Origin of the sequence: Acinetobacter sp. YH16038 (assembly GCF_013417275.1) — a bacterium.
GTDB lineage: Bacteria > Pseudomonadota > Gammaproteobacteria > Pseudomonadales > Moraxellaceae > Acinetobacter.
Genome location: NZ_VPEG01000048.1, coordinates 1 through 12,821 on the forward strand (window position 1 = coordinate 1; position 12,821 = coordinate 12,821).

Below are 12,821 nucleotides of genomic sequence, written 5' to 3' on the forward strand. Positions count from 1 at the left end.
CAAAGCACGTAGTGTTCATGGATTTCTAGGAGGGATTTACGCGTCCTTGTGTGCATATCAACTGATCCATAAAAATAAGCCAACAATTCAAATTATGAAGTCATCGGCTTAAGCAGGATTCGGGTTAATTAGCTTTATAAACATAAAACGTGGATTTAGGTCCACGTTTTATTTAATACTTTCATTCTACTTTATCGATAAAGAAAAGTAGAAGCTATTTAAATCAATCCTGTAGATTTTTATTTTTTATCATCCTTATTTTTTGATATATTTAGATGACTATATTATTTAATATTTTTTATAAAAATTAAATTTTATCTAAAACTAAGTTAAAATATAATTACCTTCATGGGAAATTAATTAAAATTTAAAATATATTTATTGTTCTTTATATTTTAAAATTGGCAGTAAAAATGATTATTTAGAGGTAGTTTATGGAAACAGGTATTATTCTTGGTATTCTATTCGCAATTATTGTGTTGTTAGTTATTTTTTATAAAAAGAAAAAGTAAATAACAGTTTTTTGGCAAATACAGATCCCCTACTTAGATAAAACTGAAAAATTCATTAGATTAATTTCAGATACAGATTAAATTTTGACTTGTGGATATTGAAGACGGCGATCATATCCAAATGCAGGATGAGACCAGATGTCATGCATCGGGATTTTTACGTCTAGTGCAAGCGGTAATTTTTTGGGATTAAATTCCATCTGGCTTAAATCATTTCCCCATGCAATCAGGTCGACATCCAGGCTGATCTGATGCGATGGTCGCACCCGCCCTGAATCCGTTTCCATTTGCTTTAATAAATCTGTCATATCTTGAACAGAAACTTCACTGTATAGGAGGCAGGCCGCATTCCAGTAATCTGCTCCGATACTATCCCGACATGGAATGAGGTAAATTGGAGAAAACCGGACTTCCCCCAACTCACTGATCCGTTGCTGGGCAGCCTGAAAATGTTGCTGTGGATGACAATTACTCGCCAGTGCTAGGGCGAATATCGTTGCGGTGGCGTTCAAGACGTATCCCTACAGAATTGGCTTGCGCGATAATGGCAGGCTTACGGATCGTAATCATAATCGATTCTACACTTTCAAAGGTAGCAAAAAGCGCGTCTAGCACCAGTTTTGCTGCATGTTCGATCAATTTTGGCTGAGCTTCCTGAATCACCCGCGCTGAAATCTCGCAGATTTCGGCATAATTCAAAGTATCTTCCAGTTCATCTGACTGTGCCGCTTGTTCTAAGTTGGTACGAATGTTTAGATCCAGCATTAAAGGCTGAATGATTTGACGCTCCCAATTAAAGCAGCCGACTACTGTATCGACCTTTAAGCCTTCAATAATAATTGCGTCCATTTTAAAACTCGGAATTTAATATTTACCAATAATCTCCCTAAATCCCTCTTTAATACAGAGGGACTTTCATCACTTCTATTTATTTTGTAATGAAAGCCTCCCTTTCTTAAAGGGAGGACGGGAGGGATTAAATTAGTGCTTTAACAGCAAATTTGGGTCCATAGTCTGAACCATCTGCAAACGCTGATCTGCATAGATATCTGTATACGGCGCCAGAATTCTCATGAAACGGTCGAAATACAGCATTTGCTTGAACAATAAAGCAAAGTCACGTGGGAAACGAATGCCATGACGTTCACCGACTGCTACCATATCCATCATGATATCGTTGAGATCTGCAGGGCTTGAAGTTAATAGATCCTGAGGATCAGCTAACATCACACCACTAAATAAACGTTCAAGATCAGCCGCAAGCACTTTGGTATCAATCTCAACTGCAGTCATACCCATTTTCAGCATATTCTCTGCCATCAGGGTATAATTGGTATGCTGCAAGGCATCCATAAAGGCCATACACGCTGTCCAGACTTCTGGTTTAAGCTGGCCGACAATACCAAAATCAATAAAGCCCACACGACCATCTTCAAGCAGCATCAGATTACCCGCGTGTAAATCAGCATGGAAACTGTTACACATCATCAGGCTGCCAAACCAGGTGTTCATTGCAGTGATGAGAACCTGTGACGGGTCTTTAGCGACCTTTTTCACCACTTCAAAATCAGTCAGTGGCACGCCATATAAACGTTGCATGGTCAGCACACGACGTGTTGAATATTGATGATAAACCTTAGGAGCAGTTGCTGCTTTATTGTTGGTGATATTCAGATAATTGACGAAATCATCCAGATTTTGTGCTTCTTCAATAAAATCAACTTCACGCACCATCCGGGTTTTGATTTCTTCGACAATATCGGCCAATGACGCAAATTTCACTTTCGGTACCGCTTTTTCCAGCAGTTTGGTCGCCCAATGCAATACATTTAAATCGGTATATAGAATTGTTTCCACACCCGGCTTTTGTACTTTAATAACTACATCTTCACCAGAAACCAGCTTGGCCGCATGTACCTGTGCAATGGAAGCAGAAGCCAGTGGTGTTTCTTCAATTGAGGCAAAGATTTCATCCAAGTTTCGGCCAGAAAACTCTGATGCTAGCACTTCCTGGATATAGCTGAATGGCAAGGTCGGTGTTTGATCCAGACAGCCCTGAAACTCTTCCACATATTCACGCGGAAACAGCGACGGCGTACTGGCAATAAACTGACCGAGCTTGATATAGGTTGAGCCTAAAGACTCAAATGTTTCACGCATGAGTTTGGCATTACTTGGCTTTTCAGTGGCATATTTAATGCCGGCCTTCGCCGCAACTACTGCGGTTTCACCCATACGGGCAACCGAACGTATTCCATCTAACCAGATATTTTTTTTCATAATGTCTTAGGAAAAATTAATTACATGCAGTGTAGCAAAAAAATTAAATTTTGCAGGCCTATCTTGCCTGACAGACCGGGCAATCTGTATCTTTTTCGAAACTTAAAATGCGCTGTTTGAAACTCAGACCATCCCAGAGTAGAAGTTTCTGTCTAAGTGGCATTTTACCCAGGCCTAAATAAAGCAATGCATGATGAGCTTGCAAACTCGCCATCACATTTGGCGTAGTCGCCAAGACGCCTGAGTCTGCACAACGCAAACTGGTATCAGCCTGATGTTCAGGTGGAAACAGGCAGGCATAGCAAGCTGAATCCCCTTCCATCATGAACAGTTGCCCTTGCAAACCAATCGCAGAAGCACTGATTAAAGGCACATTCAGTTTTACACAGCTTTGATTGATCAGATAACGTGTCTCGAACTGATCACATCCATCCAGCACCAGATCTTGATGTTCAATGATACTTTCTGCATTTTCAGTTGTTAAAGCCTGATTAATATATTCAACCTGAACATTCGGATTAATCTGAGCCAGCCTTTTCGCGAGTATTTCTGCCTTATAAAAGCCTAAATCATTTGGCGTAAATGCCAGTTGTCGTTGCAGATTACTCATCTCGATGGTATCAGGATCAATCAGAGTAATTTTGCCTACACCCGCTCGTGCCAGAAGTTCTGCCAAGGCACAACCAATCCCGCCACACCCCACGATACAGATATTAGAAAATTTCAGCTTTTCCTGTGCTTCAATATCCCAGCCATCCAGAAGAATCTGGCGACTATATAAGTGCAATTCAGCATCGGTGAGTTCAAACTCTGGGGATATGGCATCCATAGTCGATATAGACAACGTCGTTCCTTGTTTCGAAGATTTTTAAGAAGCATGTGCCACAAAAAGTGCATTTACCGAAATTTCAATATGCGGATAAATCTCGAGCAAATTAACTTCTCTGCGCATAAACAGCAAATCAATAAATGGCTTGGCAATACTAGCGCTAAATAGCATATCAGTTAAATGCTCGGTATCAAGCTGATAGTGTCCTGATAAATATGTAATAGTCATATTATGAATGCACTTAACTTGATCTATATGCCACTTAATTTATTCACGTATTACATCTTCCTGGAACCTCGTTCTTCTATTCTTTTATCACCCTGTAACTGAATTTCGATTGTTTAGCACTTCTGTAGCTGCTACCTGCAATTCAGTAGGAAAATGTATCAGTTCAGTGAGACCCTCTGTATCCATTCCCAAATATGATTAAGCTGCTTAAGGAATAGCAATTATCCTCGCTTTCAATAAATAGTATGGAGCATATAGATGAACGAACAAAATCAGCATAATAATCGTGAAAAATTATGGGAACTAATTAAAGATGTGCGTTACACCATGATCAGCCATGTGACCGAAAGTCAGGAAATTCATTCTCAGCCAATGACCATGCTCAATTCTGAGCAAATGAATGAAGATCAGAATTTGTATTTCATCATGCGTGACACCAATGATCTGGTTAAAGCTGCCAATACTGGTCGTACTCAGATTGGCCTGTCTTTCGCTAAACCTTCTGATGGTATTTATGTATCAATCAGCGCAAATGCACAGATCAGTACTGACCGTATTTTGATTGAAAAATTATGGAATCCATGGGCAGAAAACTGGTTTGAAGGTAAAGATGATCCTAGCGTGCGTGTACTGATTGCTGAAGCTGAAAGTGCAGAATACTGGAATGTCACCGATAACAAAGTAACGCAGCTATTTAAGGCATTAAAAGGTGGTGTGACTGGCGAAGCTGGGGAACCAGATGCTGAGCACAAAAAAGTTGATCTATAAGTAAATAAGAATTCCACCTTCAATTTAGCCTCTTATTAAGAGGCTAAATTTTTGATTTATTTTATTTAAAAGATGAATAGTATTACATTGTAATGACAATTATTTTCTCTGATAAATTCGAACATAAACAAATTAATCGTATAAAAAAGGCCGCAATTGCGACCTTTTCAATATATTTAAATGAATATATTAACTGACCTGTTTAATGCCTTGAATCTTGGCAATTTCCTGTTGTTTAAGCAGATTACGCTGAATTTTACCGCTAGATGTTTTAGGTAAATCACTTACAAACTCAATCTCTTTCGGATAGGCATGTTTAGATAAACGGGAACGCACATAGTTTTGCAATTTCAGCATCAGTTCTTCACTAGCGGCATATTGTGATTTAAGCACTACAAAGGCTTTCACAATTTCGGTACGTTCCGGATCTGGTTTTCCAACCACAGCGGACTCGAGCACCTCTTCACACTCCAGCAAGGTACTCTCTACATCAAAAGGTCCAACTCGATAACCCGAAGTCGTAATGACATCATCCGCACGACCAATGAAATCTATTCCACCATGTTCATTCAGTTTTACGGTATCTCCTGTTAAATAGTACTGTCCCACAAAGGCTTTCCGATTATTGCCGCCATAGCCTTCAAACCACATCAAAGGTGAGGCTGAGTAGTCCATGGCCAAAGTACCAATACCACCTTTTTCGACTTCCTGATGCTCTTTATTTAAAACTGCAAAACGATGTCCTGGAATGGCAAAGCCAGCAGAACCGATTTTCTTGTGATGCTCCAGCGCATGATGATTGGCAATCACCATCCCAAGTTCAGTCTGTCCATACTGGTCGTAGATATTCACGTCCATTTCATGATTAAACCACTGAATGACTTCAGGCGTTAATGGCTCACCTGCACTACTGACCACACGTAAACACGAGCTAATCTCAGCATCAAATTTCTCCTTAAAGCCAAAGAACATCCGGAATGCAGTTGGAGAACCAGTCAGGTTATTCACCCGATATTTTTTAATGACTTCAACAGCATTGTCTACACTAAAGGCACGTTCATCCAGAATAATGCTATGCCCCAAACTTAATGGACCTGCAATTCCATAATACAGACCATAAGCCCAACCCGGATCTGCCAGATTCCAGAAAGTATCTTCGTCGCGTAAATCTACGGCGTGCAGCATATAGCCTTTAAATGCCAGTAAAGCTTTAAGTGGTACAGGCACTGATTTTGCAAGTCCCGTTGTACCCGAAGTAAACATCATCAGGAAAATGTCACTAAAATGACCTTGAACCGGCTCAAACTCAGTTGGATATTGCTTCAGTTCAGTCCAGAAATCTGCATCCTGATTGATACTTTCAGGCGTTTGATGGACGGTTAAAATATGTGGAATATCCAGATCATTCAGTTTCGCACGCTGTTCCTGATTGGTAATAATGAGTCGGGTATGTGCGGTATTAATACGATGCTCGATTGCCTTGCTTTCAAAAGCGGTAAATAAAGGCTGATAAATCGCACCAATACGCCAGGTGGCTAGAATGGTAATTAATAATTCTGGGGTTCGTGGGAGCAGTCCGGCAATACAGTCTCCTGCTTGTAAACCCAGTGAGGTCATATAATGAGCCAATTGTCCTGAAGCCTCAGCCAATTGTTCAAAAGTCCAATATTGGGTCTTGCCATTTTTACCTTCCCAGATTAACGCGATCCGGTTTTGTCCCAGAAAACGTCCACAGCATTCTGTATAGGCATTGAGTGAATCTGGCGTTCCTGCCAGATGTTGTTGAACCATAGTGTCAAAATCAAATTCACGATACGCTTGTTCTAGTGTCTTCATCACGACAACCTCTATTCCGTTTATAAACAGACTTTATGTCTGTGTCCGTTGTATTTGTTGTTCTGTCTACCGTCTGCGAATTCCATTGCAATGCCGGTTTTATATAACATGCCCTATTGCTAGGACATGTTAGGTGTCACTCTACTGAGTCACTTTTCGCTTTATCAATAATTGACCATGTTTTATAGACCATCACAATTTCCATCTCCCTCAAATGAGCTGCAGGATTTGAACAGTCGGCTATTTCATGACTTTTAAACTTTGCTCACTTCCCGAGCAATGACCAGACGCTGAATATCTGATGCACCTTCATAAATCTGGCTCACTCTGACATCACGGTAAATACGTTCAACCGGGAAATCTGAGACATAGCCATAACCGCCATGAATCTGAATCGCATCCGAGCAGACTCGCTCTGCAATCGTCGAAGCAAACAGTTTAGCCATGGACGCTTCTTTTAAGCATGGTAATCCTGCATCTTTAAGCGTTGCTGCATGTAAGACCAGTTGTCTTGCTGCCTCAATCTGGGTGGCCATATCTGCGAGACGGAATGCTACTGCCTGATGCTGCACCAGCTCTACACCAAAAGATTTACGTTCATTGGCATATTCAACAGCAGCATCCAGTGCAGCTCGTGCCATACCTACAGATTGTGCTGCGATCCCGATCCGGCCAGATTCCAGATTAGACAAGGCAATCTTGTAGCCGTCACCTTCTTGACCTAACAGGTTCTCAGCCGGAATCCGGCATTGATCAAAAATAATGGTCGCGGTATCGGAACAATGCTGCCCCATTTTTTCTTCCAGATTCGAGACGATATATCCTGGACTATCGGTAGGTACCAAGAAACATGAGATTCCTTTCTTGCCCGCAGATTTATCTGTCACTGCAAATACCAGTGCAATCTGGGCATGCTTACCGGTAGTAATAAACTGCTTGGTGCCATTTAATACCCATTCATCGCCATCACGTTCTGCCTTACATTCTAGTGCGCTGGCATCGGAACCGGCTTGAGGTTCCGTCAGGCAGAAACACCCCAACCATTCACCGGTAGCCAGTTTGGTCAGGTATTTCTGCTTTTGTTCCTCGGTACCATAACGCTGGGTAATCCCGCAAGGCAGTGAATTCTGCACACTGACAATGGTCGAGATGGCTCCATCTCCAGCAGCGATTTCCTCAAGAGCCAGTACCAGCGACACATAGTCCAGGCCTGCTCCACCCCATTGTTCAGACACGGTCATACCGAGTGCACCGAGTTCACCGAGTTCTTTCAATTCTTGTGCTGGAAATTGAGCCGTTTTATCCCTTAGACCAGCGGTAGGTTTCAGTTTTTGCTGCGAATAGTTTCGCATCATCTCCTGAATCATTTTCTGTTCGTCATTTAAAAGCACTGCGTATATCCCTTACTTATCTTTTAATTTTCCATATAGAGTGAATAAACCTATCTACTCTGACTTTTGTATTTTGCTTCGTTGGCTCGAACTTATTTTGGAGCCATACGGATGGCGCCATCCAGACGAATCACTTCACCGTTCAGATAGCTATTTTCGAAGATATGACCTACTAACTGGGCAAACTCCTGAGGTTTGGCCAGACGTGGTGGAAATGGAACCATCTGCCCCAGAGCATCCTGTACATTTTGCGGCATGCCTTTCAGCATTGGGGTTTCCATAATGCCGGGTGCAATGGTCATGACACGAATCGCTTCACGTGCCAGCTCACGCGCGAGTGGCAGCGTCATCGCAACGACTGCACCTTTAGACGCAGAATAAGCTGTTTGGCCAATCTGACCATCAAAGGCTGCAACTGAAGCCGTATTCACGATTACACCGCGCTCCTCTTCATCGGTTTGCAGCTCATACTTCGCGATTAAAGCCGCTGCAAAACGAAGCATATTGAATGTGCCACTTACATTAATATTCAACACTTTCTGGAACATCGCCAGTTCATGGATTCCATTGCGGCCCAGTACCTTGGCAGAAGGTGCAATACCAGCACAGTTCACCAAGCCATTGAGTTGGCCATACTGATTTTCAACATGATTAAAGAAAGCTTCAACCGCCTGCTCATCCGTTACATCCAATTGTACAAATTCAGCCTGCTCACCCAGTTGCTGTTGTAAGGCATTGCCCTGTTCCTGGTTCATATCGACTAGAATCACTTTTACACCCTGTTCTACCAGATGAGTCGCTGTGGCTGCACCCAGACCTGATGCACCACCAGTTACCACAATCACTTTTCCCTGAATTTTCATGTTAATGTCCTGTTCCTATTTTTATGACAAGCTACGACTTAATAGGCAGAGTAAACAGAGATTTTATTCTGTACAATTTCCAAATGTTGCATCTTCACTGATGGATTTGGACAATAAAGAAGGGATATCTGACTGGCTATGCATTTACCAGCCTTGGAATATAGTAAGGGAACCATTTCGATTGATCTGGTTCATGAAGCACTGCTGAATGCCAAAGCACAGCATTATGATATTGCTGCGATTTTAACTAAGGCTGCCATTCCATTAGAGATTCTTCATTCCGCTAAAGCACGGGTGTCAGTGGCGCAGTATGCCGCGCTATGGACTGCACTTGCCGATAGCATGAATGACGAATTTTTTGGCATGGACAGCCATCCAATGCGCCGTGGCAGTTTCAAACTCTTGTCAAAAATGCTGTTACAGACCGATACGCTGGAAAAAGCTCTGCAGCAAATCCTGCAATTTTTTAATCTGATTCTGGATGATCTGCACAGCACACTGATGGTCGAAGAAAACTTTGCCTATATCGTGATCTATGACCAGAACCAGACCAAGCGCATGTTTAGTTATGCAACCTATCTAATGCTGATTCATACCCTGCTATGCTGGTTAAGCGGACAGCGGGTTTTACTTAATCAGATTCAACTGAAATGTGCCGCACCACTCGATGATTTTGATTATAAAGTCCGTTTTTGTGAGCAGATTGAATATCAGGCCAGTGAAAACTATATCCAGTTTGATGCAGCCTATTTGCAGCTCCCAGTAAAACAGGATCAAACCTCCTGGTATCAGTTTATTCAACAGACTCCGCATAACCTACTAGTTCGCTTTAAAAATCCTTATGCGCTAAGTGCACAGATCCGCAAACAGCTTTTAAAAGTACCTCCGGCTGAATGGCTTGAACTGAATGAGCTTGCTTTGAAAATGAATATGTCTGAAGCCACCATGCAACGGCGTCTTAAAAATGAAGGTGTGACTTATCAACAGCTCAAAAATGAAATTCGTCGTGATACAGCCATTGAACTATTAACCCGTACGGATCAAAGTTTGCAGGACATCAGTGATCAGCTTAACTTCCAGGAAGTCAGTGCTTTTCATCGTGCCTTTAAAAAATGGACAGGGGTTAGTCCAGGTGCCTATAGACAAAATATTACTAGATAATTTATATTTAATAAGACTTAAAAACGATTAAAATTTAGCATATAAATTTAAATTTATATTTTCTCAACAGTTATATTTTTCAAGGCTTACAGCCCAAAAATAGAGGACTGAACGGTCATCCATAATGCTTTGCATTTCCTATTAATATAGTTTATTTTTCAATCAATCTTTAGTGTTTCACTTTTGGCTGTGCTCCCTTTCCCTCTTTCCTTGTTGAAGGTATTCCCATGTTAAAGATGACTGATGTTCTTGGAAAAAATCTTGTTCAAAACTTCGCCCAGGCTTTAGTTTCTTCGACCGATCTTAATGCAGAGCAATTGAATCAAGGCATCTTGAATGCGTCTGATTCTGCCCTCAAAGATGCTATTGTGCACTTCTTTAACCAGATTGATGCCATTGAAGCTGCGAAATCGCTTGAAATTCCGGCTGAGCGCATCGTTGCATTACAACAAGGTATTGCACTGAAAGATGAACAATATCTTGCTGATACTGCCAAAGTCGTGGCCCTTTGCCTGGCAATGGAAACTGGTAGCCTGGATCAAGTCAAGGTTTATGACTGCTTGCAAGACTACCCAATGTAAGCTATCCAGAATGATAAAATAGTGACTCAAAAAGCGATGCTGATGCATCGCTTTTTTATAGCGCTACTTATTTATAAAGTCTCATACTACAAAGATGAATGATCAGAAAAACAGCTTATCAATTTATGCCATACCATTTTTAAAATTTCATCTAAGCAGAACCTTTCTATTTTTTATTTAATAAATTAAAACAAAAACAATCACTTATATTTAAAAATGTAAATTATTTCATTTTTTGATTTGATTATCTTTTTTTCTTTTTTGTGTGCTTATCAATTTACCGCTATGAATGTCAAAAATTTAATTCAAGATTGAGATATTCATGAAAAAAACATTAAGAACTTCAGGCCTGACTTTACTCGGTCTTTCTATTTCTCTCTTTACCGGCTTGGCTAACGCAGCGATTCCATCTGAATTAAAATTGGACTATGCCTATTACGCACCGACCAGTCTGGTGGTTAAAGAACAGAAACTGCTAGAAAAAGCTTTGCCAAAAACCAAGATTAAGTGGGTATTTAGCCAGGGCAGTAACCGCTCACTCGAATATCTAAATAGCGGCAGTACAGATTTTGCTTCTACTGCAGGTTTAGCGGCAGTGCTTAGCCGCGCCAATGGTAGCCCGATTAAAACGGTTTATATCCAGAGCCAGCCTGAATGGACAGCACTGGTCGTTAATAAAGATTCAAACATCAAATCACTGAAAGATCTGAAAGGTAAAAAGATTGCTGCCACTAAAGGTACAGATCCTTTCTTATTTACTTTACAAGCCTTAGATACGATTGGTTTGGGCAAACGCGATGTAGAGCTCGTTCATTTACAGCATCCGGATGGTAAGACTGCGTTAGAGCGTAAACAGGTCGATGCCTGGGCAGGCCTTGATCCTTTAATGGCATCTGCGCAGGCACAGTCAGGTGCCAAATTACTGTATCGCAATGTCAGTTTTAATTCTTATAGCGTACTGAGCGTAAAAGACCAGTTTGCCAAATCCAGTCCGGAAGCGATTGAAGCAGTGATTAAAGCTTATGAACAGGCACGTCAATGGGCGAAAGCCAATCCCGACAAATTGGCTGAATTACTGGCACGTGAAGCCAAGCTTCCGATTGAAGTCGCCAAGCTTCAACTCAGCCGTACTAATCTGGATCAGAATATTCCAACCACCAAACATACCGGAGCATTACAAAAAGCCGGTCGTATCCTGACGGAAGAGGAACTGGTTCGTAAAGGAACCAATGTCAATCAGGTTGTGACTCAATTATTTGATGCCCTCTATGCAAAAAAGGTTGTAACTAAGTAATGGCTATACCGAAAAGCATCTCGGAACAGTTGAACGTAGAAGAACAGCCAAAATCCGCTGTGCTACCACGCAGTATTTCGCTGATCAAAGCCCTAACCTTACCTGCTATTTTTATCGTATTGGTAGAAATACTGGTCCGTAATGGCGTAATCGAACCTTATCTGTTGCCTGCACCGAGTAGCCTGTTTCAGTCCTTTACTGAACTGGCTGAGGGCGATTTATGGCAACACATCTGGACCAGTAGCTGGCGGGTTTTTCTTGGCTTTGGGATTGGTAGTGGATTGGGACTGATCTTTGCGATCCTGGTTGGGTTAAACAGACATGCAGAAGATTTTCTGGAACCAACGTTTTCTGCAATTAAATCCATTCCGAGTCTAGCCTGGATTCCTCTACTCCTACTTTGGCTGGGAATTGATGAATCTTCTAAAATCACCTTGATCGCAATTGGTGCCTTCTTCCCGACATATACCAATACTGTGGCTGCGATTCAGGGTGTAGATCGTAAACTGCTTGAAGTCGCGAAAGTCTATCGCCTGAAATACTGGCAACAGGTTCAGCAGATTGTATTGCCTGCTGCCTCACCGGGAATATTGACTGGCTTAAGGAATAGCCTGAGTTTATCCTGGATGTTTATGATTGCAGCTGAATTGATTGCTGCCACTCAAGGGATTGGTTATCTGCTCAGTGATGGTCGTGAAACTTCACGTCCGGATATTGTGATTATTGCGATTATCCTGTTAGCAGTCCTAGGCAAAATCACCGACAGTATTATGAAATTGTTTGAAACCCGCTTACTGCGCTGGCGAGATGTGATTAAAAAGTCATAATTTATTGAATAAAAGAATTAAAAAAGCGACCTATCCAGGCATTGCTGTCCCACAATTTTTCACAAGAGGAAGCTCATTTGAGCTTCCTCTTGTTTTATGGGTATTTTATCGGGTGAAAATAAAACTTTTAAAGTTCTTCTTTCAAACAAATTCACTTGAATTATTCTGAGTAAACGTTGAACTGTCCAACCTGTTTTTCCTAAATGTTGAGCGAAACTCACCAATAAATAGGCGATCATCGCAATCCAGAT

13 protein-coding genes and 2 pseudogenes are annotated in these 12,821 nt (G+C 41.4%); 6 read left to right on the forward strand and 9 right to left on the reverse strand.

Translation table 11 applies throughout. From position 1 onward, the window contains the following. A pseudogene (locus tag FTV34_RS15100) lies at window positions 1–112 on the forward strand (IS982 family transposase); the annotation flags it as partial. Window positions 113–589: 477 nt separating this feature from the next. Here the strand turns inward: FTV34_RS15100 and FTV34_RS15105 are convergent. The 5 genes from FTV34_RS15105 to FTV34_RS15125 form a co-directional block, all read right to left on the reverse strand. Next, a complete protein-coding gene (locus FTV34_RS15105) occupies window positions 590–1,024 on the reverse strand; it encodes a 2-amino-4-hydroxy-6-hydroxymethyldihydropteridine diphosphokinase (protein ID WP_125279517.1) in 435 nt (144 codons plus the stop codon). After that, on the reverse strand, window positions 981–1,361 hold the full coding sequence (gene folB, locus FTV34_RS15110; RefSeq protein WP_004783828.1) for a dihydroneopterin aldolase: 381 nt from the start codon (window positions 1,359–1,361) through the stop codon (window positions 981–983). The genes FTV34_RS15105 and folB overlap by 44 nt, the downstream gene beginning before the upstream one ends. Window positions 1,362–1,493: 132 nt before the next feature. Continuing rightward, window positions 1,494–2,792, reverse strand: coding sequence for an AarF/ABC1/UbiB kinase family protein (locus FTV34_RS15115; protein ID WP_159123174.1), 1,299 nt, complete (start codon window positions 2,790–2,792; stop codon window positions 1,494–1,496). 58 nt (window positions 2,793–2,850) lie between these two features. After that, the gene (locus FTV34_RS15120) at window positions 2,851–3,621 is read right to left on the reverse strand and encodes a HesA/MoeB/ThiF family protein (RefSeq protein ID WP_166135057.1); all 771 of its coding nucleotides are present in this window, start codon (window positions 3,619–3,621) and stop codon (window positions 2,851–2,853) included. Window positions 3,622–3,660: 39 nt separating this feature from the next. Then, window positions 3,661–3,849: a hypothetical protein gene (locus FTV34_RS15125; RefSeq protein ID WP_180070715.1), complete on the reverse strand. Its 189-nt coding sequence runs from the start codon at window positions 3,847–3,849 to the stop codon at window positions 3,661–3,663. Between the two features lie 258 nt (window positions 3,850–4,107). Between FTV34_RS15125 and FTV34_RS15130 the strand changes: the two genes are divergently transcribed. Further along, window positions 4,108–4,617 (forward strand): pyridoxamine 5'-phosphate oxidase family protein, encoded by a 510-nt coding sequence (locus FTV34_RS15130; protein ID WP_004783835.1) that lies wholly within the window; start codon window positions 4,108–4,110, stop codon window positions 4,615–4,617. A 189-nt stretch (window positions 4,618–4,806) separates the two neighbouring features. Here FTV34_RS15130 and FTV34_RS15135 read toward each other — a convergent pair whose 3' ends face one another. The 3 genes from FTV34_RS15135 to FTV34_RS15145 form a co-directional block, all read right to left on the reverse strand. Beyond that, entirely contained in the window at window positions 4,807–6,453 is a 1,647-nt protein-coding gene (locus tag FTV34_RS15135; protein WP_179993314.1) for an AMP-binding protein, read from the reverse strand. Window positions 6,454–6,707: 254 nt separating this feature from the next. Further along, on the reverse strand, window positions 6,708–7,844 hold the full coding sequence (locus FTV34_RS15140; RefSeq protein WP_166134941.1) for an acyl-CoA dehydrogenase family protein: 1,137 nt from the start codon (window positions 7,842–7,844) through the stop codon (window positions 6,708–6,710). A gap of 92 nt (window positions 7,845–7,936) precedes the next feature. Continuing rightward, window positions 7,937–8,707: a 3-hydroxyacyl-CoA dehydrogenase gene (locus FTV34_RS15145; RefSeq protein WP_180070717.1), complete on the reverse strand. Its 771-nt coding sequence runs from the start codon at window positions 8,705–8,707 to the stop codon at window positions 7,937–7,939. Between the two features lie 138 nt (window positions 8,708–8,845). Here FTV34_RS15145 and FTV34_RS15150 point away from each other — a divergent pair, with 138 nt between their 5' ends. From FTV34_RS15150 to FTV34_RS15165, 4 genes are all read left to right on the forward strand, one after another. Then, complete coding sequence (locus FTV34_RS15150) at window positions 8,846–9,868, forward strand: AraC family transcriptional regulator (protein WP_166134947.1); 1,023 nt, start codon at window positions 8,846–8,848, stop codon at window positions 9,866–9,868. Between the two features lie 227 nt (window positions 9,869–10,095). Beyond that, the gene (locus FTV34_RS15155; protein ID WP_180070719.1) at window positions 10,096–10,449 is read left to right on the forward strand and encodes a hypothetical protein; all 354 of its coding nucleotides are present in this window, start codon (window positions 10,096–10,098) and stop codon (window positions 10,447–10,449) included. A gap of 322 nt (window positions 10,450–10,771) precedes the next feature. Next, complete coding sequence (locus tag FTV34_RS15160) at window positions 10,772–11,743, forward strand: aliphatic sulfonate ABC transporter substrate-binding protein (RefSeq protein WP_180070721.1); 972 nt, start codon at window positions 10,772–10,774, stop codon at window positions 11,741–11,743. Next, window positions 11,743–12,570: an ABC transporter permease gene (locus FTV34_RS15165; protein ID WP_180070723.1), complete on the forward strand. Its 828-nt coding sequence runs from the start codon at window positions 11,743–11,745 to the stop codon at window positions 12,568–12,570. The genes FTV34_RS15160 and FTV34_RS15165 overlap by 1 nt, the downstream gene beginning before the upstream one ends. Window positions 12,571–12,629: 59 nt before the next feature. On the opposite strand, the pseudogene FTV34_RS15170 reads toward FTV34_RS15165, so the two are convergent. Continuing rightward, window positions 12,630–12,821 (reverse strand): annotated as a pseudogene (locus FTV34_RS15170) (IS4 family transposase); the annotation flags it as partial.